A 22565-nucleotide genomic window follows, 5' to 3' on the forward strand; every position below is an offset into this window, starting at 1 on the left:
GCATGAACAAATTCTTTAAGCTCACCGCGCTTGCGGGCCTGCTAGCGATAGCAGGCCATGCGTTCGCCGTGGACGATATTACCAGCGCCGATCAGATCCCCGTGTTGAAAGAAGAGCCGCAGCACGCGACGGTCAGTGAGCGGGTGACCTCGCGTTTTACGCGCTCCCACTATCGGCAATTTGATCTCGACAATGCCTTCTCGGCAAAAATTTTCGATCGCTACCTGAATCTACTGGACTACAGCCACAACGTGCTGCTGGCCAGCGACATCGCGCAGTTCTCCGCGAAGAAGAACCAGATCGGCGACGAGCTGCGCAGCGGAAAGCTGGACGTTTTTTACGACCTGTATAACCTCGGGCAGAAACGTCGTTTCGAGCGCTATCAGTATGCGTTGAAGGTGCTGGAACGTCCGATGGACTTTACCGGCAACGATAGCTTCAATCTGGACCGCAGCAAAGCGCCGTGGCCGAAAGACGAGGCCGAGCTGAACGCGCTGTGGGATGCCAAGGTTAAGTTTGACCAGCTGAGCCTGAAGCTCGCCGGCAAAGATGATAAAGAAATTCGCGAAACCTTAACCCGTCGCTACAAATTCGCCATTCGCCGTCTGGCGCAATCCAACAGCGAAGATGTGTTCTCTCTGGTGATGACCGCCTTCGCCCGTGAGATTGATCCGCACACCAACTATCTGTCACCGCGCAATACCGAACAGTTCAATACCGAAATGAGCCTGTCATTAGAAGGGATCGGTGCGGTGCTGCAGATGGATGACGACTATACGGTGATTAATTCGCTGGTGGCCGGCGGCCCGGCGGCGAAGAGCAAATCCATTAGCGTCGGCGATCGCATCGTTGGCGTCGGTCAGTCCGGTAAGGGCATGGTTGACGTCATCGGCTGGCGTCTGGACGACGTTGTCGCCCTGATTAAAGGGCCGAAGGGCAGTAAAGTTCGTCTCGAAGTTCTGCCTGCCGGTAAAGGGGCGAAAACGCGCATCGTGACGTTGACCCGTGAACGTATCCGTCTTGAAGATCGCGCGGTGAAAATGTCGGTGAAAACCGTCGGTAAAGAGAAAGTCGGCGTCCTGGATATTCCTGGCTTCTATGTTGGACTGACGGACGACGTCAAAGTGCAGCTGCAGAAGCTGGAGAAACAGAATGTCAGCAGCATCGTTATCGACCTGCGCAGTAACGGCGGTGGCGCGCTAACCGAAGCGGTATCGCTTTCGGGTCTGTTCATTCCATCCGGCCCGGTCGTACAGGTCCGCGATAACAACGGTAAAGTGCGCGAAGACAGCGACACGGACGGCGTTGTTTACTACAAAGGCCCGCTGGTGGTGCTGGTCGATCGTTTCAGCGCTTCGGCATCGGAAATCTTCGCTGCCGCCATGCAGGACTATGGCCGCGGGCTGATTGTCGGCGAGCCAACCTTCGGTAAAGGCACCGTTCAGCAGTATCGCTCGCTGAACCGCATCTACGATCAGATGCTGCGTCCTGACTGGCCGGCGCTGGGTTCCGTACAGTACACCATTCAGAAGTTCTACCGCATCAACGGCGGCAGTACTCAACGTAAAGGTGTGACGCCGGATATCATGATGCCGACCGGCACCGAAGATCGCGAAACCGGTGAGCAGTATGAAGATAACGCGCTGCCGTGGGATAGCGTCAATGCGGCGACCTATGTGAAGTCCGGCGATCTGACGCCGTTTGGACCAGGTCTGCTGAAGCTGCATGATGAGCGGATCGCCAAAGATCCGGAATTCCAGTACATCATGAAGGACATTGCCCGCTACAACGCGATGAAAGATAAGCGCTATATCGTCTCCCTGAATTACGCCCAGCGTGAGAAAGAGAACGAAGAAGACGATGCGACGCGTCTGGCACGCATCAACGACCGTCTGAAGCGCGAAGGCAAGCCGGCGCTGAAGAAACTGGACGATCTGCCGAAAGATTACCAGGAACCGGATCCGTATCTTGATGAGACGGTCCACATCGCGCTCGACCTCGCTCATCTTGAGAAAGAGCAGCCAGCGGTGGAACCACCGGTCAGTAAATAAGTCTCTAACGGGCACACATACTGTGCCCGTTTTCATTTCTCTCTCCCCGCTTTTCCTGATTAATACATACAAAATGTCAACACCTGACGTTGATGTCAGCGATATGCTACAAAATGTAAAGTTGTGTCTTTCTCGTGACTTAGCGGGGGTTGATGGTTGAAAATTAACGTTCTACCCATACGATATGGGTAATCGCATAGTGCGTTTTGTTAAACCGAGGTTAAAAGAAAATTATGATGCGAATCGCGCTCTTCCTGTTGACCAACCTGGCAGTGATGGTGGTATTCGGGCTGGTGCTAAGCCTGACAGGAATTCAGTCAAGCAGCATGACCGGACTGCTGATTATGGCGCTGCTTTTTGGTTTTGGTGGTTCGATCGTTTCGCTGATGATGTCGAAATGGATGGCGCTAAAATCGGTGGGTGGGGAGGTCATTGAGCAGCCGCGTAATGAAACGGAACGCTGGCTGATGAATACCGTTGCCCAGCAGGCGCAGCAGGCTGGCATCGGCATGCCGCAGGTCGCCATCTACCATGCGCCGGATATCAACGCGTTCGCCACCGGCGCGCGCCGCGATGCTTCGCTGGTTGCCGTGAGCACCGGGTTGTTGCAAAACATGAGCCGTGATGAAGCGGAAGCCGTTATCGCTCACGAAATCAGCCATATCGCCAACGGTGACATGGTCACCATGACGCTGATTCAGGGGGTGGTGAACACCTTCGTTATCTTTATCTCGCGCGTTATTGCGCAGATTGCGGCCGGTTTTCTTGGCGGTAACCGGGATGACAGCGAAAGCAGTAACGGTAACCCGCTGATTTATTTTGCCGTTGCCACCGTTCTGGAGCTGGTGTTTGGTATTCTGGCCAGCATCATCACCATGTGGTTCTCGCGCTACCGTGAGTTCCATGCGGACGCCGGATCTGCCAGACTGGTTGGCCGGGAGAAAATGATTGCCGCTCTGCAGCGTCTGAAAACCAGCTACGAACCGCAGGAGGCCAGCAGCATGATGGCGTTTTGTATTAACGGTAAAGCGAAGTCGATGAGCGAACTGTTCATGACTCACCCGCCGCTGGATAAGCGTATTGAAGCGCTGCGTAGCGGGGAATACCTGAAGTAATTCAGCACGTTCAGAAATAAAAACAAAAATCCGCGGCTTCAGGGCCGCGGATTTTTTTTACCTGAAACCTGAGGGCGACTATCTGCCCGGACGGGGCTGGGTCACGCGAAGCCCGCTGACGGTCGCGGCAATGACGGCTAGCCCGCCGGCCAGCAGCAGCGCGCTGTGGGTGCCGCTGTTGCCCTCTAAATTAAGCAAAAGCGCGACCAGCGCCGCGCCGATGCTTTGTCCGAGCAGGCGCGCGGTTCCCAGCATTCCGCTGGCGCCGCCGCTGCGATGGCTCGGTGCGGAAGAGACTATCGTATGGTTATTCGGCGACTGGAACAGACCAAAACCGGCGCCGCAAAGCGCCATCCGCCAGATGATATCCAGGTCGGAAGGTGATGCGGGCAGCAGCGCCAGACCGAACAGGCCGCAGGCCATCACCAGCAGACCGAGTGCGCCCAGCAGTCCCGCGTGGACTTTCTCAATCAGATACCCTGCCAGCGGCGCCATCACCATCGTCGCTAACGGCCATGGCGTCAGCAGAAGTCCGGTTTCCACTTCGCTGCGCCCCATCATCGACTGCAGGAAGAAGGGCAGGGAAACGAGGGCCAGCATCTGCGCGCAGAATGAACAAATCGAGGTGCAAATGGAGAGTGAAAAAAGCGGGATCCGCAGCAGGTCGATGGGGAGCAGAGGAACCGTCATCTGCAGCTGGCGGCGGACGAAGAAGAAGCCGATGATCAGCATCGCAACCACTTCCGCGAGCACCAGCTGGCCGGACTGGCCCTGAGCAAATCCGCCGAGCGCGGTGATCAGTAAGCCAAAGGTCAGGGCGTTCATGATCGCGCTGGGGAGATCGAAGCGGGTAATTTTACTCCGTCCGGTATTTGCTGGCAGGTAGCGCATCGCGAGGATCAGCGAAACGATTCCCAGCGGGATATTGATTAAAAAGAGCCACTGCCATGAGGCGACGGAGAGGATCGCCGCGGCAATGGTGGGGCCGGCTGCGGATGAAACGGCAACCACAAAGGAGTTAATCCCCATCCCGCGGCCGAGAAAACGCTGCGGGAAGATCAGGCGAATCAGCGCCGTATTGACGCTCATCAGAGCCGCTCCGCCCAGACCCTGCGCCACGCGCGCGAGGGTCAGCATCTCGAGGCTATAGGAGAGGGCGCAGGCCAGGGAGGTGAAGGTAAAGAGCGCCAGGCCGATTTTATAGATCCGTCGATAGCCGACCATGTCGCCTAAAAATGAGAGCGGCAGCAGCGCGATAACGATAGCGATTTGGTAGGCGTTGACGATCCAGATTGAGGCGGCCGGGGAGGCATTTAAATCGCTGGCGATGGTGGGCAGCGCCACGTTGGCGATTGCCCCGTCGAGTACCGCCATTGCCAGGCCTAAAACGATGGTCAGGATGGCGCCGTAGCGCTGCGGCAAAGGCAGGCCATCGGGAATGTTTTTATCCATGTTAAATGTGCGTCTTAGTGGTGACTATTCTCTGGATAATGATTTTAGCATTGATTATTCGGCTGTATGTCGCAGATTTGTAACGAATGAGCAGAAGAACGATTGCGGCTACCGTAATGCGAATTTATAATAAAAACCGGTTCTAAATTTTATAAAACAGTTACGATGAGGTGATAAATGGCAGTTGCAGATTTGGATAAGCAGCCAGATTCTGTCTCTTCGGTATTGAAGGTTTTTGGCATTCTGCAGGCGCTTGGTGAAGAGCGTGAAATTGGCATAACCGAACTATCCCAGCGCGTCATGATGTCAAAAAGCACCGTTTATCGCTTTTTGCAGACCATGAAATCGTTGGGCTATGTGGCTCAGGAAGGCGAGTCAGAGAAATACTCGCTGACGCTGAAGCTGTTCGAACTCGGCGCTCGCGCGTTACAGAATGTCGATCTGGTACGCAGTGCCGACATCCAGATGCGTGAACTTTCACGCCTGACGAAAGAGACTATTCACCTGGGGGCGCTGGATGAAGACAGCATTGTCTATATCCACAAAATAGACTCGATGTACAACCTGCGCATGTATTCGCGTATTGGTCGTCGCAACCCGCTGTATAGCACCGCTATTGGTAAAGTGCTGCTGGCGTGGCGCGATCGTGGCGAAGTTGAGCAGATTCTGGAAGGCGTCGAGTACAAACGGAGCACCGACCGGACGATTACCAGTACCGAGGAGCTGCTGCGGGTGCTTGATCAGGTGCGTCAGCAGGGGTATGGCGAAGATAACGAAGAGCAGGAAGAGGGGCTGCGCTGCATCGGCGTGCCGGTATTCGACCGCTTTGGCGTGGTGATCGCCGGGCTGAGCATCTCGTTCCCGACCCTGCGTTTCTCGGAAGAACGTTTGCACGAATACGTGGCGATGTTACATACCGCGGCGCGTAAGATTTCTGAACAGATGGGGTACAACGACTATCCATTCTGATCGCAATGGCGTTCTGGTTCGTGGGCTACAGCGGCAACCCATGCTGTAGCCCAAAAACATTAGCCTTTGTCGTCGATAACGGTGGCGCTTTTACGCAACACGGGGCAGTCGGTGAGCCCGATGATGCCGCTATCCGAATGGACATATTGTGCGGTGCTGGTGCCGCGCGCAGTCAGATATTTGCACTGAAGACCCAGCCCCGCTGCGTTCTCGTTGCTGCCAATCAAGATGCCGTAACCGCTTAATAATATGCCAATCCAGACGATAGCCAGTACGACAATGGAACGAATGATTAATCGCATTGTTGCCTCATTATTTGTATTATCCCTGCGTTAATTTTGCCAGCTACACGCCTTGAAACAAGTCTATGATTCCTAAACTTGCCTTTCGTATTACAGTTAGCCGCGGTTTAAGATGCTCATGTTATCCTGGAACCATCTGATACTGATGCGGAGAGTGGAGTGAAAAAAGTACGCTGGGTTTTGCTGATAGTCATCATAGCAGGCTGTTTATTGCTGTGGACTCAGATGCTTAACGTAATGTGCGATCAGGATGTACAGTTTTTCAGCGGCATCTGCACGATCAACAAGTTCATCCCCTGGTAAGACATTTTTATGACGACCGATTTTCTTCTGCTGCGCGAGTGGTAGAATGAACGCCTTCTCTTTGAGGTGGTGAAATGAGTGAGTTATTAAGTCCTGGGATCTTTAATCTGGCATCACTGGCGCTGTCCATCGTGCTGCTGTTTGTCGGTCTGGTGTTATGGTTTTTTGTTAATCGCGCAAGTTCGCGCACCAATCAGCAGATTGCACTGCTGCAGGCCTTACTGGATCAGCAAAAGCGGCAAAACGCGCTGCTGCGTCGTCTTTGTGAAGCCAATGAGCCTGAAAAGGAAGAGGTTGCCAAAACTTCAACGGGAGAGAAGGGCAAGGACGATGACGACTTTATTCGTCTCGTCGCCGAACGGTAACCCGTGGACAGGTGTGCACCGTCGCGGTGTGCGCCTGTATTATCGCCTTTAGCTATAACTTATTCTTATCTTTTCTCATCCTTGTGACTTATCTGATGTCACTTAATGTGCTGGCGCTCGCAATTCTCTCTACTAACCTCACTGATTTTGCAGTTACTCAAATAATATAATAACCATGCGTTTTAATTGTCTGACGAAAAATATTGTCATTAATGGTTCACGTTTCAATTGTACTATAAATAATATTTATAGCCTGGCCATGATCGCGGCTTTATATCGCTATACGGCTTAAATCAAGCGCATTTTCAGCTATCGATATGCGTTTTTATGCGCATCATTATGCACAGCCGCGGATGGTTACCCCTGAAAATTGGCCGTTCGTACGCCCGGGTACCTGGACGAACAGAAGTTGTTGAGCTATGGTAAAAAAGTTGCAACGTTCAGGCTAACTATATTGTCTGGCGGGCGTGACGGCGAGGGTAGCCCAGGGCGGCAAAGACGCATAAATGTGCAGGTGATCAAATGATTACCTTATAATTTGTGCGGGGGATCGAGACACGTTTAAAAATGGCTTGCCATTATTTACGTTGTATGTGATAACACCTTTCGGGTTAAACGAGGTACAGTTCTGTTTATGTGTGGCATTTTCAGTAAAGAAGTCCTGAGTAAACACGTTGTCGTTGAATACCGCTTCTCTGCCGAACCTTATATTAGTGCCTCATGCAGTAATGTGTCAGTTTTATCTATGTAAGCGCCTACGGGCGAAGAAAACAGTCTAAGGAATTTTGCAAATGGCAAAGATTAAAGGTCAAGTTAAGTGGTTCAACGAGTCTAAAGGTTTTGGCTTCATTACTCCGGCTGATGGCAGCAAAGATGTGTTCGTACACTTCTCCGCTATCCAGGGTAACGGTTTCAAAACTCTGGCTGAAGGCCAGAACGTTGAGTTCGAAATTCAGGACGGCCAGAAAGGTCCGGCAGCAGTTAACGTTACTGCTATCTGATTCAAGACCACTCATCTTGTAGAAAAAGCCTCGCCTCTGCGGGGCTTTTTAGTCTTTATTGCAAAACATTTCCATTTTTCCCCCGCCGTCGCGCTTTGTTGCAAAACAACATCCTTATTAGCACTGTTTCGCATTTTGTTTTGCTGATTTTCTGTTAAATCAGATGGTTGCAAAATAATGCTGGAGCTACGGTGCAAAAGAACAAAAGTAAGTCAGCTGCTCATTTCACCCCGGTGCGTTTTGGGTTGTTGTGCGTGGCTATTCTCGGTTGTCTCGGAATACTGTTAGGCCGGGTGGCCTGGCTGCAAATAATTTCTCCAGATAACCTTGTTAAACAAGAAGATATGCGTTCATTGCGCGAAGAGCCCATCGATGTGCAACGTGGAACGATCAGCGACCGTGAGAACCGCCCGCTGGCAGTAAGCGTGCCGGTGAGCGCCATCTGGGCCGACCCGCAAACGATTATGCAAAAGGGCGGCGTCGGCTATGGCCCGCGCTGGCAGGCGATGGCGGAGGCTCTGCATCTCAATCTGAGCGATCTGGCCAGACGCGTTGAGAGTCATCCTCATATGCGGTTTATCTATCTGGCTCGTCAGGTTAACCCGGAGCAGGCCGAATGGATCGACAAACTGCACCTGCCGGGGATCAATCTGCGTGATGAATCGCGCCGCTTTTATCCCGCGGGGCACGTGGCGGCTAACCTGCTGGGATTCACCAATATCGATAACCAGGGTATTGAGGGGATTGAGAAAAGCTTTAATGCTCAGCTCACCGGAATGCCGGGGCGTCGACTGGTGCGCAAAGACCGCCATGGCCACGTGATTGAGAATATTACCGAAGAGGCGGCGGTTCCGGCACATAATATTCAGCTGAGTATCGATGAACGGCTGCAGACGGTGACCGAAGATGCGCTGGATAACGCCGTGAACTGGAATAAAGCGGAATCGGGCGCGGCGGTGTTGATTAAGATCGACACCGGCGAAATTCTGTCGATGGCCAGCTATCCGGATTTTAACCCCAATAACCGTGATGATGCCAAACTGGATGATTTTCGTAATCGCGCCATCAGCGATATCTTTGAGCCGGGCTCAACGGTCAAGCCGCTGGTGGTGATGACGGCGCTCCAGCAGGGGATTGTGCAGCCGGATAGCGTGGTGGATACCCATCCCTTTGTGCTCGATGGACACCGCATTCGCGATGTCGGCTATTACCCGGAGCTGACGTTGACCGGTATCCTGCAAAAATCCAGCGATACCGGCGTTTCCCATCTGTCGCTGGCCATGCCGGTGCAGCATCTTATTGATACCTATAAAGCGTTTGGTTTTGGCGACCCGACCGGACTGGGGCTGACCGGCGAGAGCTCGGGGCTGATGCCGCAGCGTCGCTACTGGGGGCAACTGGACCGCGCGACCTTTGCCTTTGGTTATGGTCTGATGGTCACACCGCTGCAGCTGGCGCATGTCTATGCCACTATCGGCGGTTTTGGCATTGAACGTCCTTTATCAATCACCCGGATCGACCCCCCGGTGATTGGCACCCGGGTGATGCCAGAGCCGATCGTCCACGAGGTGGAACATATGATGGAGAGCGTGGCGCTGCCGGGCGGCGGCGGGACTAAAGCCGCCGTGCGTGATTACCGTATTGCGGTAAAAACCGGGACCGCCAAAAAAATCGGTCCGGATGGCAAATATATCGATAAATACGTGGCATATACCGCAGGCGTGGCGCCCGCCAGTCATCCACAGTTCGCGCTGGTGGTGGTGATTAACGACCCTGGTAACGGGGCCTACTACGGCGGGGCAATCTCGGCGCCGGTATTCAGCCAGATCATGGGGGACGTTTTACGCCTGGAGAACGTTATGCCGGACGGGATGCCGCAGGGCTCGGAAAATCTGATCGTGATGCACAACGGCGAGGCCGCGCCGCCGGCGTTGTAACAGTGGTCTGAAAGGGCGAATAGCGCTACACTTTCGCCCTTTCAGCGACATCGGAGTTGTCATGTCATACAGTTGCCCACTTTGCCACGCGCCGCTTACCCGGCGCGATAATAGCTATATTTGCCCGCAGCGGCACCAGTTCGATCTGGCGAAAGAGGGGTATGTCAATTTACTGCCGGTGCAGTTCAAGCGCTCGCGCGATCCGGGCGATAGCGCGGAGATGATGCAGGCGCGGCGGGCGTTTCTCGACGCCGGACACTATCAACCGCTCCGCGATGCCATCAGCGCATTTCTTGCCAGCGTAGCCCCCGTCGACCTGCTGGATATCGGCTGCGGAGAAGGGTATTACAGCCATGCATTTGCCGCTATCGCCGCCAACAGCTGGGGCCTGGACGTGTCGAAAGCGGCGATTCGCGCCGCGGCGAAACGCTACCCGCAGGTGAATTTTTGCGTCGCCTCCAGCCAGCGCCTGCCTTTTGATGACGCCAGCCTTGATGCGGTGATTCGGATTTATGCGCCCTGCAACGCGCAGGAGCTGGCGCGCGTCGTCAGGCCTGGCGGCTGGGTCATCACCGCCACGCCGGGACCGCGGCATCTGCTGGAACTGAAAGGGCTGATTTATGCTGATGTGCGGCTGCATGAGGAAAATAACGAAGAGATGCCCGGGTTTACGCTGCGTCAACAGCAGCAGTTGGCCTATCCGATGCAGCTGACCGGGCATGAAGCCGAAGCGTTGTTGCAGATGACGCCCTTCGCATGGCGGGCAAAACCGGCGGTGCGTGCAACATTACGCGCACAGGCCGCGTTTGGCTGCCAGACCGACTTTATGGTGCATTTCTGGCAGCGTGAAGGTTGAGCGTTAACCGGCGAAATGACTCCACAGAATCTGGCCGCCAATGCCAATCAGGACGATACCGCCAAGGATTTCAGCCCGTTTGCCCAGCAGCGGGCCAATAAATCGCCCGACCATAATCCCCAGGGTTGACATAATCAACGTCGCGCAGCCGATGGCCAGCGCGGTGGCGATAATATTGACCTGCAGGAACGCCAGGCCAACACCGACGGCCATTGCGTCGAGGCTGGTGGCGAAGGCGGTGGTGACCAGCAACCAGAATCCATGACGGCGCGGGGCTTCGCACGCTTCGTCATCGGTACCGCGAAAACCTTCAATCACCATACGCCCGCCGAGGAATACCAGCAGGACAAAGGCAATCCAGTGATTCCACTCCAGAACAAACTGACTGGCGAGCATCCCCATACCCCAGCCGACGAGCGGCGTCAGGGTTTCGATGGCGCCGAAAATCAGCCCGGTGCGTAAGGCTTCGGAGAATTTAGGTTGGTGTAGCGTAGCGCCTTTACCGATAGAAGCCGCGAAGGCGTCCATGGACATGCCAAAAGCAAGAAGAATCATCGCGGATATGTTCATGAGTGCGTCCTGACCGGGGAAAATCCATATGACACATCACTACCCCCAGTAAATATACGCAACGCGGCCCACGACAGGGGATTGCGTACAGCAGTGATGTGTCTATGGTCTCGCCTGATTGAGCATCTTCTTCAACCCGTACGTGCCACGTTTTGCAACGAGTATGTTGACACGTACATCTCCTGACAGGCAGGAAATCGGCTACTCCCCAACGACGGGCGCAACCTTAACATATTTTTAGAATATAAAACAATAACAGCTTTGGTTTATTTCGGCAACCAAATGATAACGATTTTCATTTGAATTTATAGGTCAATAAATCGTTAAATAATATCGTTGAAATGGCCAGCTGAAATATAGCCATGGCTATGTATTCATCTGGCGTAATTCGCGGGAATATAGCCTGCGCTATATTTTTAACTTACTGAGTTGAAACGAGAAGTTTGTAAATTTTTTCCAGATCGTCGATATTTCGTACACGAATAAGCAAGCGTCGCTGCTCTAATTGCATCACCAGCACGCCATCTTCCGATAAATTCATCTCTTTAATTCGCTTATATTCAATCCAGATATTGGCGAAGAAAAAGCCCGTCGCTTTGAAGATGATTTTAGGGGTTCTTATCCAGAACAAATACAGGCCCATTAATGCCAGTGCAGATAATAACCATGTGGTTATTAGCGCCCCGTGACTGATAATGTTGTTATAAATCAGTATGGCCGTCAGGCCGACGAAGATGATCCCGTCGACGCGGCTGCGGCGGAGCAGGGGGATAGCGAGGAGCAGCGGGCCGTTGCGGCGCGGCATAATAAACTGGTCATAAATCGCAAACGCCAGTAAAACAACAATAAACAGAATCAGCACCAGGTCCGTGAGTGTCATCCATCCTCCAGTTAAAAAAAAGCCGGGGGCAGGCCCCCGGCGGACAACAGGATAATTACAGGCCCAGCAGGCCGATAGCGTAGCCGACGATACCGATGACGAAGAAGCCAACGATGATCCACAGGGCGTTAACTTTCTTCCGCAGCAGCCACATACAGGCGAAGGTCAGCAGCAGAGGCACCAGGCCCGGCATCAGCTGGTCAAGGATGGTCTGCACGGTGGTGACGTGAACCTGGCCATCCGCGCCGGTGATTTTGGACACCACCAGCGGTATGTTCACGTGCGTCCACTTGTTAACCAACGCCCCCATGACAAACAGGCCGAGAATTGACGCCCCCTCGGTCAGTTTCTGCAGGAAACCGCCGCCCATATCTTTAACGATATCCACACCCTTGCTGTAACCGTAAGCCACGCCGTAGTAACGGGTCAGCAGGCGGACGGCGTTGAACAGGATAAAGAACAGCAGCGGGCCCAGCAGACTGCCGCTCATCGCGATGCCGGCACCTAACGCGGCGAATACCGGACGAACGGTACCCCAGAAGATCGGGTCGCCGACCCCTGCCAGCGGCCCCATCAGACCGACTTTGATGCCGTTGATGGCGCCATCGTCGATCTCTGCGCCGTTGGCGCGCTGCTCTTCCATCGCCAGCGTAACGCCAAGTACCGGCGCGGCGACGTACGGGTGGGTGTTAAAGAACTCCAGGTGACGCTTAATAGCCTGCTTACGTGCATCGTTGTTCTCCGGGTACAGGCGACGAATGGCCGGTACCATAGAGAAGCAGAAGCCCAGCGCCTGCATACGTTCGAAGTTCCATGACCCCTGGAACAGGTTAGAACGAATGAACACGCCACGAATGTCACTCGGAGTGAGTTTTTTCTCGGTGGTATTTTTAGTCATATCAACCATTTCGCTCACCTGTTAGTCCAGTTCGTTATCGAGATCGTTATTACCAGCAGCCTGAGCTGGCGCACCCGCTACGCGGTTATATTTCGGGCTCAGCTGAATGTAGAGGATAGCCATGACTGCGCCAATCACACCCAGAGCAACCAGGTTGAAGTTAGTGAACGCCGCGGTAACAAAGCCGAGGTAGAAGAATGGCATCAGGTAGCCTGCGCGCATCATGTTGATGACCATCGCATAACCGACCACTACAATCATGCCGCCGGCGATGTTCAGACCGCTGGTCACCACTTCCGGAATAGCGTTCAGCATGCCCTGAACCTCGCTGGTCCCGACGGAGATAGCCACGATAACGGCCGGGATGGCGATACGCATTGCCTGCAGGAACAGCGACGAAACGTGGATCCACGAGATGGCCGTCAGGTTGCCATTTTCCGCCGCTTTATCCGCCGCGTGCTGGAAGGCCACGGTGATAGTGCGCACGATGATGGTCAGTACCTGGCCTGCCGCCGCCAGCGGGATAGCCAGGGCGATACCGGCGCCGATGCTTTGACCGCCGGCGATAACCAGAACGGTGGATATAATGGACGCCAGCGCGGCATCCGGTGCAACGGCCGCGCCGATGTTCATCCAGCCCAGGGCGATCATCTCCAGCGTACCGCCGATGATGATACCTTTCTGCATGTCGCCCAGAACGATACCGATTAAGGTACAGGCCACCAGAGGACGGTGGAACTGAAATTCATCAAGTACCGACTCCATACCCGCAATACACGCGACGATGAACACCAGCACAATCTGAAGAAGGGTAATCTCCATTGTACTTCTCCTGTTGATTAAGTCTTAAGTTGAAAATTGGGGCCGACCCGCAGGGCTATTTGCTCACCTTGCCGATCAGGTCCATCATTTTCAGTTTCTGGTCGGTGGAAACTTTACGGACTTCCAGTTCAATACCGCGGGCATTCAGTTTCTTAAATGCTTCAATATCTTTTTCATCGACCGAAACGGCGTTGTTCACCTGCGTTTTACCCTGACGGAAAGCCATCCCGCCGATGTTGACGGTCGTGATTTTCACGCCGCCTTCAACGACACGTTCCACGTCGGTAGGGTTAGTAAACAGCAGCATGACGCGCTCGCCTGCGTATTTCGGGTTGTTGTAGACGCGGATCATTTTTGCCACATCGACAACGTGGGCCGTGACGCCCGGAGGAGCAACCTGTGTCAATAACGTTTTGCGTACGGTATCCGCCGCCACTTCATCGCTCACGACGATAATGCGGGTGACGTTGGTTTCTTTGGTCCAGCGGGTAGCAACCTGACCGTGAATCAGACGGTCGTCGATGCGCGCCAGGCCGATCACCATATAGTCGTTTGGCCCCATTGGTTTCACCGGCGTTGCCGCTTTAGGCGCCGCAGCCTGAACCGGAGCAGGGGCCGCTTTCTCCACCGCTTTCGCTTTCAGCGCCTTCACGCCTTCACGACCGGTTTCTACCGCCAGGGCCACCAGCTCGTCGAACGACGGATCGTCGTCGCGCGCCATCAGCGTTTCAACCAGCATCGGAATGTTGACGCCGGCAATCACTTCGTAATGTTCTTTATCCACGACAATGCGGCTGGCAGCGTTGAACGGGCTGCCTCCCCATGTATCGACGAGAAACAACACCCCTTTTGCTGTATCCAGCTTTGCCAGCTGTGCGTTGTACTTTTCGATCAGCGTTTCTGCGTTTTCACCAGGGACGAAATCGATCCAGCCAACGTTTTCCTGCTCGCCCAACAGCATTTCTGCGGTTTTCAGCAGTTGTTCTGCAGCCCAACCATGTGTGCCTATTACAATAGCAATCGTCACTTGCTACCTCCTTTATTATCGTGAATGCATCATCTGTTGTGATACATCCTGAATCATTCTTGCGGACAAAATCGATTCAGTGAGGGTGTAGGTTCTAAAATAATTACTACCGTGAATTATTTTAGATAGTGAAAAAATAATTAATGTGATGAAGATCCGTTAATCACGCATCTGCAAGCAATAAATTCGCAGCGCAAAAAATAGGCTTACCTATTGCAAAGACTGGTAAAATTTTTTCCAATCTTCCTCCATTTTTTGCTATGTTTAGCTTCCGTTTAATTACTCAGGAGTATAGGGCATAGCCCGCTGTATGGACCCTCATCGACGTCTTTTCACCTTCAGGCACTTTTCTGCCGCCGCTACCTGCTACGCTTTTTTACCCGCTACGATTGTCTCTGCCGTGGATGACATCGCGATGACTCCGTCGGTCGTTAACTGGAGCAACTCATGGAATTCTTAATGGATCCCTCGATCTGGATCGGTTTGTTGACGCTGGTCGTCCTCGAGATCGTGCTCGGTATCGACAACCTGGTCTTTATTGCCATCCTTGCGGATAAACTGCCGCCGAAACAACGTGATAAAGCGCGTCTGATCGGTCTGTCGCTGGCGCTGGTCATGCGTCTGGGGCTGCTGTCGGTCATTTCGTGGATGGTGACGTTGACCAAACCGCTGTTCAGCATTGCGGATCTCTCTTTTTCCGGGCGCGACCTCATCATGCTGCTCGGGGGGATATTCTTGCTGTTTAAGGCGACCACTGAGCTGCATGAACGGCTGGAAAACCGCCAGCATGATGCCGGCCACGGCAAAGGTTATGCCAGTTTCTGGGTAGTGGTGCTGCAAATCGTGGTGCTTGACGCCGTCTTCTCGCTGGATGCGGTGATTACCGCCGTCGGGATGGTGAATCATCTGCCGGTGATGATGGCCGCGGTGGTCATTGCGATGATGATGATGCTGCTGGCCTCGAAGCCGTTAACCCGCTTCGTCAACCAGCATCCGACGGTGGTGGTGCTGTGTCTGAGCTTCCTGCTGATGATCGGCCTGAGCCTGGTGGCTGAAGGTTTCGGTTTCCATATTCCGAAAGGGTATCTGTACGCGGCGATTGGCTTCTCGATCACCATTGAGTTCTTCAACCAGGTGGCGCGACGTAACTTTATTCGCCACCAGTCGACGCTGCCGCTGCGCGCGCGTACGGCGGATGCGATCCTGCGTCTGATGGGTGGGCGTAAGCAACACGCCGTCAGCCATGATGGCGACAGCCCGGCGCCGGTGCCGGTGCCGGAAGGGGCGTTTGCCGAAGAAGAGCGCTATATGATTAACGGCGTTCTGACTCTGGCGCAGCGCTCATTGCGCAGCATTATGACCCCGCGCGGTGAAATCAGCTGGGTGGATGCGGAGCAAAGCGAAGAAGAAATTCGTCGCCAGCTGCTCTCCTCGCCGCACAGCCTGTTCCCGGTGTGCCGGGGCGAGCTGGATGAAATCATTGGTATCGTGCGGGCGAAGGAGATGCTGGTGGCGCTGGAGGGCGGTGAGAACGTCGCGGCGTTAGCTTCTGCCTCTCCGGCGATCGTGGTGCCGGAAACACTGGATCCGATCAACCTGCTGGGCGTGCTGCGTCGCGCGCGCGGAAGCTTCGTCATCGTGACCAACGAGTTTGGCGTGGTGCAGGGGCTGGTGACGCCGCTGGATGTTCTGGAAGCCATTGCCGGTGAATTCCCGGATGCTGATGAAACGCCAGAAATTGTCGCTGACGGCGACGGCTGGTTGATCAAAGGTTCAACCGACCTGCACGCCTTACAGCAGGCGGTGGGCCTGGATGACATCGTCAATGAAGATGAAGACATCGCCACGGTTGCCGGGCTGGTGATTGCCGTAAATGGCCATATCCCGCGTACCGGCGATGTAGTGGAGCGGGCGCCACTGCAGTTTACGGTCCTTGAAGCGAACGACTATCGTGTCGATCTGGTGCGGGTTGTGAAGACTCAGCCCGATAGCCACGAAGAAGAGTAACCGGCAAACAAACGTAGTGTGCCGGTCGGCCAGCCGCCTCTCCCGGAGGCTGGCCGGTTAATTATCCACCGCCGGGCGCGTCTGCGAGGCCGCCAGCCACTGTGGAAATTGCGCTATCGGCATGGGCCTGGCGTAGCGGAACCCCTGCAGGATATCGACCCCGTGGCGCCGCAGATACTCCGCCTGCTCCTCCGTCTCAACCCCCTCAGCGATCGTCACAATTTTCAAGCGGTGCGCAAGCGCGATAATCATATCCGTCACCTTCGCATTGACGCTGTCAACGCCGATGGCGCTGGTGAAAGACTTATCAATTTTCAGCACGTCAGGACGCAGTTTTTCCAGCCACGACAGGGAGCTGTTGCCGGTGCCGAAGTCATCGATCGCCAGCTGGACGCCTTTAAAATGCAGATGCTCCGCCATATGCCGATCGCCATCCTGCAGCACGTCGCGTTCGGTAAGTTCAACCACCAACTGCTGTATCGGGTGGGCGCTAAACCAGTAGTGATGCAGATCGCGCAGCAGTTCGCCATTGGCGAAATGGCGAGCAGCGACGTTGATCGAAATATGAAAATCTTTATTCTCAGGGAACAGGGCTAGCCGGCGCGCGGTTTCCGCAATCACGTAGCGGGTGAGCGGAACGATCAGGTTGTAACCTTCCGCGATAGGAATGAAGACCTCCGGAGAGATATTTCCCCGACGCGGATTATTCCAGCGCAGCAAGATCTCAACGCCGCAGCATTGTTGCGTACGCAGATTCTCCAGCGGCTGGCACCATAGCTCGAATTCGCGTGCGGCGATACCGAGGCTGATTTCGCGGGAAAAACTCATTCTGCCGGCGGTCATCAGCCAGGCGATACCGGTCATCATCAGGCTCAGGATCAGCGCCAGCGGTAGAACGCCGGGGAGTTCATTGAGGGCGATAGCCGAGGCGCCGGGACCGCTGACGTTAATGGTAAACGGAAACTGCGTTGAGCTCTGGCTGTAAATAATCTGCTCGCCCGGCCCGGCGTCGTGCTCGACCACGCCGACACCGTTGATAAAACTCCTGCTGCCGACACGCAGACCAATACCGGTAATTAATGGTGATTTTGCGTTGAGAATTAACTCCCCCAGCAGCTCGATGTTAATCATCATCAGCACGCCGTCAGCGCCGCTCAAAGAGGCCGGGAACCATTGAATTAACACCGGAGAACCCACCAGCAGCGAGCCGTCGGTGGCATAGGCCAGCAGCGGGTGGCTGGCGGGGAGCATGGGCTGACGTTGATGAATGGGGATGTTACGCTCGCCATAGATACTGGAGCAGTACAGGATATTGGATTTCACCAGCGCGATTGTCCGCACCGTTTGCAGCGAGGCCGCCAGCTTGCGCAGCGGCAGCTGCACGTCGCGGCAGGGTTGCCCCACCAGCTGCTGCAGCGACAGGCGCTGAGCCGCCAGCGGGCGCAAAATTTCGTCCATCGCCGCCACCATCTGACCGGTGGTTATCTGCACGCGTTGCTGATTTAGGCTGCGCTGTGAAATAAATCGGAAGACCAGCGTCGTTGTGAGCGTCAGGAGCGCGACAATCAAACAAACGGCAATACGTTTACGGCGGTATGTCGTAATAACCTTTTGTGCATTTTGCATGCGCGACACCCTGTCGACTCTAAGTTCTGTTAAGGATAACAACCGTCATAGCGCAAAGGTAGGGGGGGTAAATAAATAGCGAAGAAAAAAAGAAAAATGCGCCCGGCCCGGGCGCATTTTACGAGAGAGCGTTTAGTCACACTGGACTTTGATAGCCAGGCCGCCGCGGGAGGTTTCGCGATACTTGGCGTTCATATCTTTACCGGTTTCATACATCGTTTCGATGACTTTATCGAGCGAGACGCGCGGTTCGCTGGTCCGGCGCATGGCCATACGCGCGGCGTTGATTGCCTTCACGGAGGCAATTGCGTTACGTTCGATGCACGGAACCTGCACCTGGCCGGCGACCGGGTCGCAGGTGAGGCCAAGATTGTGTTCCATACCGATTTCCGCAGCGACGCACACCTGCTCCGGGCTGGCGCCAAGGAGTTCAGCCAGCCCCGCGGCCGCCATCGAACAGGCCACGCCGACTTCGCCCTGACAGCCGACTTCCGCGCCGGAAATCGAGGCGTTCATCTTGTACAGCGCGCCCACGGCGCCGGACGCCAGAAAGTAACGAATATAAATGTCCGGGCTGACGGATTCGATAAAGTGGTCATAGTAGGCCAGTACCGCCGGCACGATACCGCAGGCGCCGTTGGTCGGCGCGGTCACGACGCGCCCGCCGGCGGCGTTCTCTTCGTTGACCGCGAGGGCGAACATATTCACCCAGTCGACGACGTTCATCGGATCGTTGGACAGCTTGTCGCTGGCTACCAGCAGACGGCGCAGCGCAGAGGCGCGACGCGGGACGCGCAGCGGGCCAGGCAGCACGCCTTCGGTATTGATGCCGCGATCGATACAGGCGCGCATGGTTTGCCAGACGTTAGCAAAATAATCTTCAATCTCTTTCTTGCTGTGCAGCGCCAGCTCGTTCTGCATCACCATGCCGGAGAGCGACAGCCCGGTTTCTTTGCAGTATGCCAGCATCTCCTGCGCCGATTTGAACGGGTAGGGTACGCTCAGCTCATTGGCGCTTTCTTTGCCGAAATGCTCCTCGTCGACGATAAAACCGCCGCCGATGGAATAATACGTTTTGCTGTAGATCTCTTTGTCGCCCGCCCAGGCATGAATCGTCATCCCATTTTCGTGCAGCGGCAGGTTGTCGCTCCGAAAACGCATGCCGTCATCCTGCGGGAAATCCACTTCATGCTGCCCTTGCGCCAGCAGCAGACGCCCGCGGCTTTCGACGTCGCGGATAAATGCCGGGATCGCGTCAATGTCGACCGTTGCCGGCTCATAGCCCGCCAGTCCCATAATAATGGCGATATCCGTATGGTGGCCTTTGCCGGTTAATGAAAGCGAGCCGTAGACATCCACCGCCACGCGGGTCACTTCATTCAGCAATCCCTTTTCGACCAGGTCATCGACGAACTGTTTACCGGCCTTCATCGGGCCTACAGTATGGGAAGATGAGGGACCAATCCCCACCTTGAACATGTCGAATATACTAATCACGCTAATACTCCTGACAGGGTTACCGCAGCAGCGGCAACGATGTGATAACTGCCCATAGTGTAAGAGGGAACCGCACCATCAGCTTAACTATTCACATGAATTAAACTAATGGATAACGGAGAAATTACTAATGATGAGAGCGCCTTCTCATTTTGAGTATATATCCTAATGTATCGACCCGCCGCGCGGGGGGACGCGACCGGCAAGGCGGTGAACGCGGCCGGCGCGGCGACCGCATCAGAAGTGATGAGAAAAGCTAAGCCTTAATACCGATTTGCAGGGCCAGCTCGCGAATAATGCCGGCGGTCATCCCCCAGACAAAATAGTGCTGATACCACGACAGCCAGACGCGATGCGAATTGCCGCGCCGATGAATATCCAGCGGGTGGTAGCGCCCCAGGCGCAGCGCCTCGGCGAGGGGCATTTCAAAGACCGCCGCCACTTCGTCCTGGCTGGCATGATAGCGGAGATTCGGCGGAATAATGCCGACCACCGGGGTGACCTGAAAGCCGGTGACGCTATCCACCGGCGGCAGGACGCCGATGATCTCGACCGCGTGTGGAGGAATCGCGACCTCTTCCTGCGCCTCGCGCAATGCGGCGGCGATAAGCGTCGCGTCGGTGTCATCGACGGCGCCGCCCGGGAAGGCGACCTGGCCGGCGTGTTTACGTAACCGCGACGAGCGCTGGGTCAGCAGCAGCCCCGGCTGCGGCCGACGAACGATGGGCACCAGCACGGCCGCCTGGCGCTGATTCAGCGCGTTGCGCGTTGGCTGCGGGCGCAATAATTGAAAACGCGAAAGAAAGTCGTCCAGTTCAAGGCTGCTATCCGCCATGTTCTAGCTCTCCAGTTGTTGCAAAATACGATGCACTTTATCAAACGTTTCCTGATATTCGGCCGCTTCTTCACTGTCCGCTACGATGCCGCCGCCGGCTGAGCAGTACAGTTGCCCCTGAAATGCCGTCAGCGTGCGAATAGTAATGCTGGTATCCATATTGCCACACCGGCTGATATAGCCGATACTGCCGCACCACGCATTGCGTCGCTGAGGTTCGAGTTCATCAATAATTTGCATCGCTCGCACTTTGGGGGCGCCGGTAATCGAACCGCCGGGGAACGCCGCGCGCAGCAGATCGCTGGCATCGAGATGAGCCGGCAGTCTGGCGGTAATCGTACTCACCAGATGGTGCACCGCCGGGAAGGGTTCCACCACAAACAGCTCCGGAACCCGTACGCTACCGGCTTCGGCGACCCGACCAATATCATTTCGCATCAAGTCGACGATCATTAAATTCTCCGCCCGGTCTTTTGGCGAGCCGGCCAGTTTAGCCGCCTGCAGGGCGTCTTCCCGCGGATCCGCCAGGCGCGGCAGGGTGCCTTTAATCGGCCGGGTCTGGATCGCGCCTTGCTCCAGGCGGATGAAGCGCTCGGGGGACAGGCTCAACACGGCGCCTTCCCGCAGGCGAATAAAGGCGCTGAACGGCGCACGATTGGCACGGTTTAGCTGGCAAAATGCCTGCCACTCGTCGCCGCGGTAGCTGGCCTGAAAACGCTGCGCCAGGTTGACCTGGTAGCAGTCGCCGCTCTGCAGGTAAGCCTGGACCTGGCGGAATTTCTCGCCGTACTGCGCGCGGGTCATATTTGAACGCCAGGGCGACGTCAGGGCAAAAGGGACCACCGGCGCGGGGGACTGCGCCTGTAGCCAGCGGAGCCGGGCATGAGGATCGCCGTAGCTAAGCAACGAGACTTCGCGGCGCTGATGATCGACGGTCAGCGCCCAGTCATAAATACCGACGGCCATATCCGGCAGCGCGATATCCGTCGCGGCCTGCGAGGGCAGGGATTCAAAACGGCGGCCCAGATCGTAACCGAACAGTCCCAGAGCGCCGCCGAGGAACGGCAGATGGGGATGCGCCTGCGGCGCGAGTCCGCACTGGTCCAGCTGCGCCTGCAGTAGCGTCAGCGGATCGGCCGTGGAAAGGCTTTGCGTCTGGCCGTCATCAATCGCGGTTGTCCCGCCGCGGGTGACCAGCGTGGCGCGTGGCTCAGCGACGATAATATCAAAACGGTTATGCGGATGGTCGGCAAAGCCGGAATGCAACAGCATCGCCCACGGCGTGGTGCTTAAAGGAGTAAAGAAACGCCCGGCAGCATCCGGGTGCCATGGCAGGGTAATAATAGCGGGGGACAACATCTTCCTCGATCCTAATCGTTACCGTCCTCTGGTGTAAAAGGGGGGCGGCATGAAATAATTACGCCACACAATGTAGCAGGAGTGAGTCATGTTTGCAGGTTTACCTTCGCTGAGCCACGAGCAACAGCAACAAGCGGTAGAACGTATTCAGGAACTGATGGCTAACGGGATGAGCAGCGGTGAGGCCATTGCGCTGGTGGCGAGTGAACTGCGCGCCACGCATACCGGAGATCGGATCGTCGCGCGCTTTGAAGATGAAGACGAAGACGAGTAATTAAGCCGCGGCGATAATTTTAATTTCGACTTTGTATTCCGGCTTCATTAACGCGGCCTGAACGGTGCAGCGTACCGGGGCGTGGCCGGCAACGACCCAGGCGTCCCAGGCTTTGTTCATCGCGGCAAAATCGCTTTTGTCCGCGAGGAAAATGGTGGCATCAAGAATACGCGACTTGTTGCTACCCTGTTTTTCCAGCACGGCGTCAATCTGCGCCAGGGTATTCGCGGTTTGCTCAAAGGCGTCCGCATCAAGGTTTGCTGGTACGCCGGTGTAGTAAATCGTCTGGTTGTGGATCACCACATCAGACCAGCGGGCTTCGGCATCGATACGCGTAATTGTCATGTTAGTTTCCTTCGGTTTTATTCCATCAGACAGCGGCAAGACTGCCACAATGTTCTGCCCGCGTCACTACCCGG

General features: G+C 55.3%; 22 protein-coding genes and 1 pseudogene. 11 read left to right on the forward strand and 12 right to left on the reverse strand.

Features of this window, described 5'->3' with window-relative positions; all coding sequences use genetic code 11:
- The first annotated feature begins 2 nt into the window (after nucleotides 1–2).
- Both prc and htpX read left to right on the forward strand, forming a co-directional pair.
- Nucleotides 3–2051 carry a carboxy terminal-processing peptidase gene (gene prc / locus ACI2JR_RS08720; protein ID WP_462478346.1) on the forward strand — a complete coding sequence of 683 codons (2049 nt, stop codon included), beginning with the start codon at nucleotides 3–5 and terminating at the stop codon, nucleotides 2049–2051.
- A 233-nt stretch (nucleotides 2052–2284) separates the two neighbouring features.
- The gene (gene htpX, locus ACI2JR_RS08725; protein ID WP_004863936.1) at nucleotides 2285–3166 is read left to right on the forward strand and encodes a protease HtpX; all 882 of its coding nucleotides are present in this window, start codon (nucleotides 2285–2287) and stop codon (nucleotides 3164–3166) included.
- Between the two features lie 78 nt (nucleotides 3167–3244).
- Here htpX and ACI2JR_RS08730 read toward each other — a convergent pair whose 3' ends face one another.
- Nucleotides 3245–4618, reverse strand: coding sequence for an MFS transporter (locus ACI2JR_RS08730; RefSeq protein ID WP_132724682.1), 1374 nt, complete (start codon nucleotides 4616–4618; stop codon nucleotides 3245–3247).
- 177 nt (nucleotides 4619–4795) lie between these two features.
- On the opposite strand from ACI2JR_RS08730, the gene kdgR reads away from it, so the two are divergent.
- A complete protein-coding gene (gene kdgR, locus ACI2JR_RS08735) occupies nucleotides 4796–5587 on the forward strand; it encodes a DNA-binding transcriptional regulator KdgR (protein WP_132724680.1) in 792 nt (263 codons plus the stop codon).
- 59 nt (nucleotides 5588–5646) lie between these two features.
- Here kdgR and ACI2JR_RS08740 read toward each other — a convergent pair whose 3' ends face one another.
- Nucleotides 5647–5889 (reverse strand): YobH family protein, encoded by a 243-nt coding sequence (locus tag ACI2JR_RS08740; RefSeq protein ID WP_132724678.1) that lies wholly within the window; start codon nucleotides 5887–5889, stop codon nucleotides 5647–5649.
- 159 nt (nucleotides 5890–6048) lie between these two features.
- Here ACI2JR_RS08740 and mgrB point away from each other — a divergent pair, with 159 nt between their 5' ends.
- From mgrB to rlmA, 6 genes and pseudogenes are all read left to right on the forward strand, one after another.
- Nucleotides 6049–6192, forward strand: a complete 144-nt coding sequence (mgrB, locus tag ACI2JR_RS08745) for a PhoP/PhoQ regulatory lipoprotein MgrB (protein WP_015584020.1) — start codon at nucleotides 6049–6051, stop codon at nucleotides 6190–6192.
- A gap of 74 nt (nucleotides 6193–6266) precedes the next feature.
- On the forward strand, nucleotides 6267–6557 hold the full coding sequence (locus ACI2JR_RS08750; RefSeq protein WP_132724676.1) for a YebO family protein: 291 nt from the start codon (nucleotides 6267–6269) through the stop codon (nucleotides 6555–6557).
- Between the two features lie 634 nt (nucleotides 6558–7191).
- Nucleotides 7192–7336: pseudogene (locus ACI2JR_RS08755) on the forward strand (DUF2627 domain-containing protein).
- A gap of 12 nt (nucleotides 7337–7348) precedes the next feature.
- On the forward strand, nucleotides 7349–7558 hold the full coding sequence (gene cspE, locus ACI2JR_RS08760; protein WP_001062678.1) for a transcription antiterminator/RNA stability regulator CspE: 210 nt from the start codon (nucleotides 7349–7351) through the stop codon (nucleotides 7556–7558).
- Between the two features lie 191 nt (nucleotides 7559–7749).
- On the forward strand, nucleotides 7750–9495 hold the full coding sequence (ftsI, locus tag ACI2JR_RS08765; RefSeq protein ID WP_132724674.1) for a peptidoglycan glycosyltransferase FtsI: 1746 nt from the start codon (nucleotides 7750–7752) through the stop codon (nucleotides 9493–9495).
- Between the two features lie 61 nt (nucleotides 9496–9556).
- The gene (rlmA, locus tag ACI2JR_RS08770; protein WP_132724672.1) at nucleotides 9557–10351 is read left to right on the forward strand and encodes a 23S rRNA (guanine(745)-N(1))-methyltransferase; all 795 of its coding nucleotides are present in this window, start codon (nucleotides 9557–9559) and stop codon (nucleotides 10349–10351) included.
- A 3-nt stretch (nucleotides 10352–10354) separates the two neighbouring features.
- On the opposite strand, the gene mntP is transcribed toward rlmA, so the two are convergent.
- The 5 genes from mntP to manX form a co-directional block, all read right to left on the reverse strand.
- Nucleotides 10355–10921: a manganese efflux pump MntP gene (gene mntP / locus ACI2JR_RS08775; RefSeq protein ID WP_132724670.1), complete on the reverse strand. Its 567-nt coding sequence runs from the start codon at nucleotides 10919–10921 to the stop codon at nucleotides 10355–10357.
- 421 nt (nucleotides 10922–11342) lie between these two features.
- Nucleotides 11343–11801, reverse strand: coding sequence for a DUF986 family protein (locus tag ACI2JR_RS08780; RefSeq protein WP_132726213.1), 459 nt, complete (start codon nucleotides 11799–11801; stop codon nucleotides 11343–11345).
- A 55-nt stretch (nucleotides 11802–11856) separates the two neighbouring features.
- Nucleotides 11857–12708: a PTS mannose transporter subunit IID gene (locus ACI2JR_RS08785; RefSeq protein ID WP_132724668.1), complete on the reverse strand. Its 852-nt coding sequence runs from the start codon at nucleotides 12706–12708 to the stop codon at nucleotides 11857–11859.
- A 12-nt stretch (nucleotides 12709–12720) separates the two neighbouring features.
- Nucleotides 12721–13521 carry a PTS mannose/fructose/sorbose transporter subunit IIC gene (locus ACI2JR_RS08790; RefSeq protein WP_132724666.1) on the reverse strand — a complete coding sequence of 267 codons (801 nt, stop codon included), beginning with the start codon at nucleotides 13519–13521 and terminating at the stop codon, nucleotides 12721–12723.
- 55 nt (nucleotides 13522–13576) lie between these two features.
- Nucleotides 13577–14548 (reverse strand): PTS mannose transporter subunit IIAB, encoded by a 972-nt coding sequence (manX, locus tag ACI2JR_RS08795; protein ID WP_132724664.1) that lies wholly within the window; start codon nucleotides 14546–14548, stop codon nucleotides 13577–13579.
- A 447-nt stretch (nucleotides 14549–14995) separates the two neighbouring features.
- On the opposite strand from manX, the gene yoaE reads away from it, so the two are divergent.
- Nucleotides 14996–16555: a CNNM family cation transport protein YoaE gene (yoaE, locus tag ACI2JR_RS08800; RefSeq protein ID WP_132724662.1), complete on the forward strand. Its 1560-nt coding sequence runs from the start codon at nucleotides 14996–14998 to the stop codon at nucleotides 16553–16555.
- Nucleotides 16556–16612: 57 nt separating this feature from the next.
- On the opposite strand, the gene ACI2JR_RS08805 is transcribed toward yoaE, so the two are convergent.
- The 4 genes from ACI2JR_RS08805 to pabB all read right to left on the reverse strand — a co-directional run bounded on the left by ACI2JR_RS08805 (nucleotide 16613) and on the right by pabB (nucleotide 21872).
- Nucleotides 16613–18181, reverse strand: coding sequence for an EAL domain-containing protein (locus tag ACI2JR_RS08805; protein ID WP_462478347.1), 1569 nt, complete (start codon nucleotides 18179–18181; stop codon nucleotides 16613–16615).
- 132 nt (nucleotides 18182–18313) lie between these two features.
- Nucleotides 18314–19678 carry an L-serine ammonia-lyase gene (sdaA, locus tag ACI2JR_RS08810; RefSeq protein WP_462478348.1) on the reverse strand — a complete coding sequence of 455 codons (1365 nt, stop codon included), beginning with the start codon at nucleotides 19676–19678 and terminating at the stop codon, nucleotides 18314–18316.
- A 256-nt stretch (nucleotides 19679–19934) separates the two neighbouring features.
- Nucleotides 19935–20513, reverse strand: a complete 579-nt coding sequence (locus tag ACI2JR_RS08815) for a CoA pyrophosphatase (RefSeq protein WP_462478349.1) — start codon at nucleotides 20511–20513, stop codon at nucleotides 19935–19937.
- Nucleotides 20514–20516: 3 nt separating this feature from the next.
- Nucleotides 20517–21872, reverse strand: a complete 1356-nt coding sequence (pabB, locus tag ACI2JR_RS08820) for an aminodeoxychorismate synthase component 1 (RefSeq protein ID WP_462478350.1) — start codon at nucleotides 21870–21872, stop codon at nucleotides 20517–20519.
- Nucleotides 21873–21960: 88 nt separating this feature from the next.
- On the opposite strand from pabB, the gene ACI2JR_RS08825 reads away from it, so the two are divergent.
- Entirely contained in the window at nucleotides 21961–22146 is a 186-nt protein-coding gene (locus ACI2JR_RS08825) for a YoaH family protein (protein ID WP_132724652.1), read from the forward strand.
- Here ACI2JR_RS08825 and ACI2JR_RS08830 read toward each other — a convergent pair whose 3' ends face one another.
- Nucleotides 22147–22491 (reverse strand): RidA family protein, encoded by a 345-nt coding sequence (locus ACI2JR_RS08830; RefSeq protein WP_132724650.1) that lies wholly within the window; start codon nucleotides 22489–22491, stop codon nucleotides 22147–22149. It lies immediately after the preceding gene.
- Nucleotides 22492–22565 lie beyond the last annotated feature (74 nt).

The sequence above is a fragment of the Klebsiella sp. NPDC088457 genome (genome assembly GCF_044900465.1).
Lineage (GTDB): Bacteria > Pseudomonadota > Gammaproteobacteria > Enterobacterales > Enterobacteriaceae > Klebsiella.

Excerpts from the sequence above, each read along its gene's own strand:
- htpX (WP_004863936.1), top strand. The coding sequence starts at position 2,285 with ATGATGCGAATCGCGCTCTTCCTGTTGACCAACCTGGCAGTGATGGTG.
- kdgR (WP_132724680.1), top strand. The coding sequence starts at position 4,796 with ATGGCAGTTGCAGATTTGGATAAGCAGCCAGATTCTGTCTCTTCGGTA.
- ACI2JR_RS08790 (WP_132724666.1), bottom strand. The coding sequence starts at position 13,521 with ATGGAGATTACCCTTCTTCAGATTGTGCTGGTGTTCATCGTCGCGTGT.
- ACI2JR_RS08825 (WP_132724652.1), top strand. The coding sequence starts at position 21,961 with ATGTTTGCAGGTTTACCTTCGCTGAGCCACGAGCAACAGCAACAAGCG.
- cspE (WP_001062678.1), top strand. The coding sequence starts at position 7,349 with ATGGCAAAGATTAAAGGTCAAGTTAAGTGGTTCAACGAGTCTAAAGGT.
- ACI2JR_RS08785 (WP_132724668.1), bottom strand. The coding sequence starts at position 12,708 with ATGGTTGATATGACTAAAAATACCACCGAGAAAAAACTCACTCCGAGT.
- ACI2JR_RS08815 (WP_462478349.1), bottom strand. The coding sequence starts at position 20,513 with ATGGCGGATAGCAGCCTTGAACTGGACGACTTTCTTTCGCGTTTTCAA.
- pabB (WP_462478350.1), bottom strand. The coding sequence starts at position 21,872 with ATGTTGTCCCCCGCTATTATTACCCTGCCATGGCACCCGGATGCTGCC.
- yoaE (WP_132724662.1), top strand. The coding sequence starts at position 14,996 with ATGGAATTCTTAATGGATCCCTCGATCTGGATCGGTTTGTTGACGCTG.
- ACI2JR_RS08740 (WP_132724678.1), bottom strand. The coding sequence starts at position 5,889 with ATGCGATTAATCATTCGTTCCATTGTCGTACTGGCTATCGTCTGGATT.
- prc (WP_462478346.1), top strand. The coding sequence starts at position 3 with ATGAACAAATTCTTTAAGCTCACCGCGCTTGCGGGCCTGCTAGCGATA.
- ACI2JR_RS08750 (WP_132724676.1), top strand. The coding sequence starts at position 6,267 with ATGAGTGAGTTATTAAGTCCTGGGATCTTTAATCTGGCATCACTGGCG.
- rlmA (WP_132724672.1), top strand. The coding sequence starts at position 9,557 with ATGTCATACAGTTGCCCACTTTGCCACGCGCCGCTTACCCGGCGCGAT.
- ACI2JR_RS08830 (WP_132724650.1), bottom strand. The coding sequence starts at position 22,491 with ATGACAATTACGCGTATCGATGCCGAAGCCCGCTGGTCTGATGTGGTG.
- ACI2JR_RS08730 (WP_132724682.1), bottom strand. The coding sequence starts at position 4,618 with ATGGATAAAAACATTCCCGATGGCCTGCCTTTGCCGCAGCGCTACGGC.
- ACI2JR_RS08805 (WP_462478347.1), bottom strand. The coding sequence starts at position 18,181 with ATGCAAAATGCACAAAAGGTTATTACGACATACCGCCGTAAACGTATT.
- mntP (WP_132724670.1), bottom strand. The coding sequence starts at position 10,921 with ATGAACATATCCGCGATGATTCTTCTTGCTTTTGGCATGTCCATGGAC.
- ACI2JR_RS08780 (WP_132726213.1), bottom strand. The coding sequence starts at position 11,801 with ATGACACTCACGGACCTGGTGCTGATTCTGTTTATTGTTGTTTTACTG.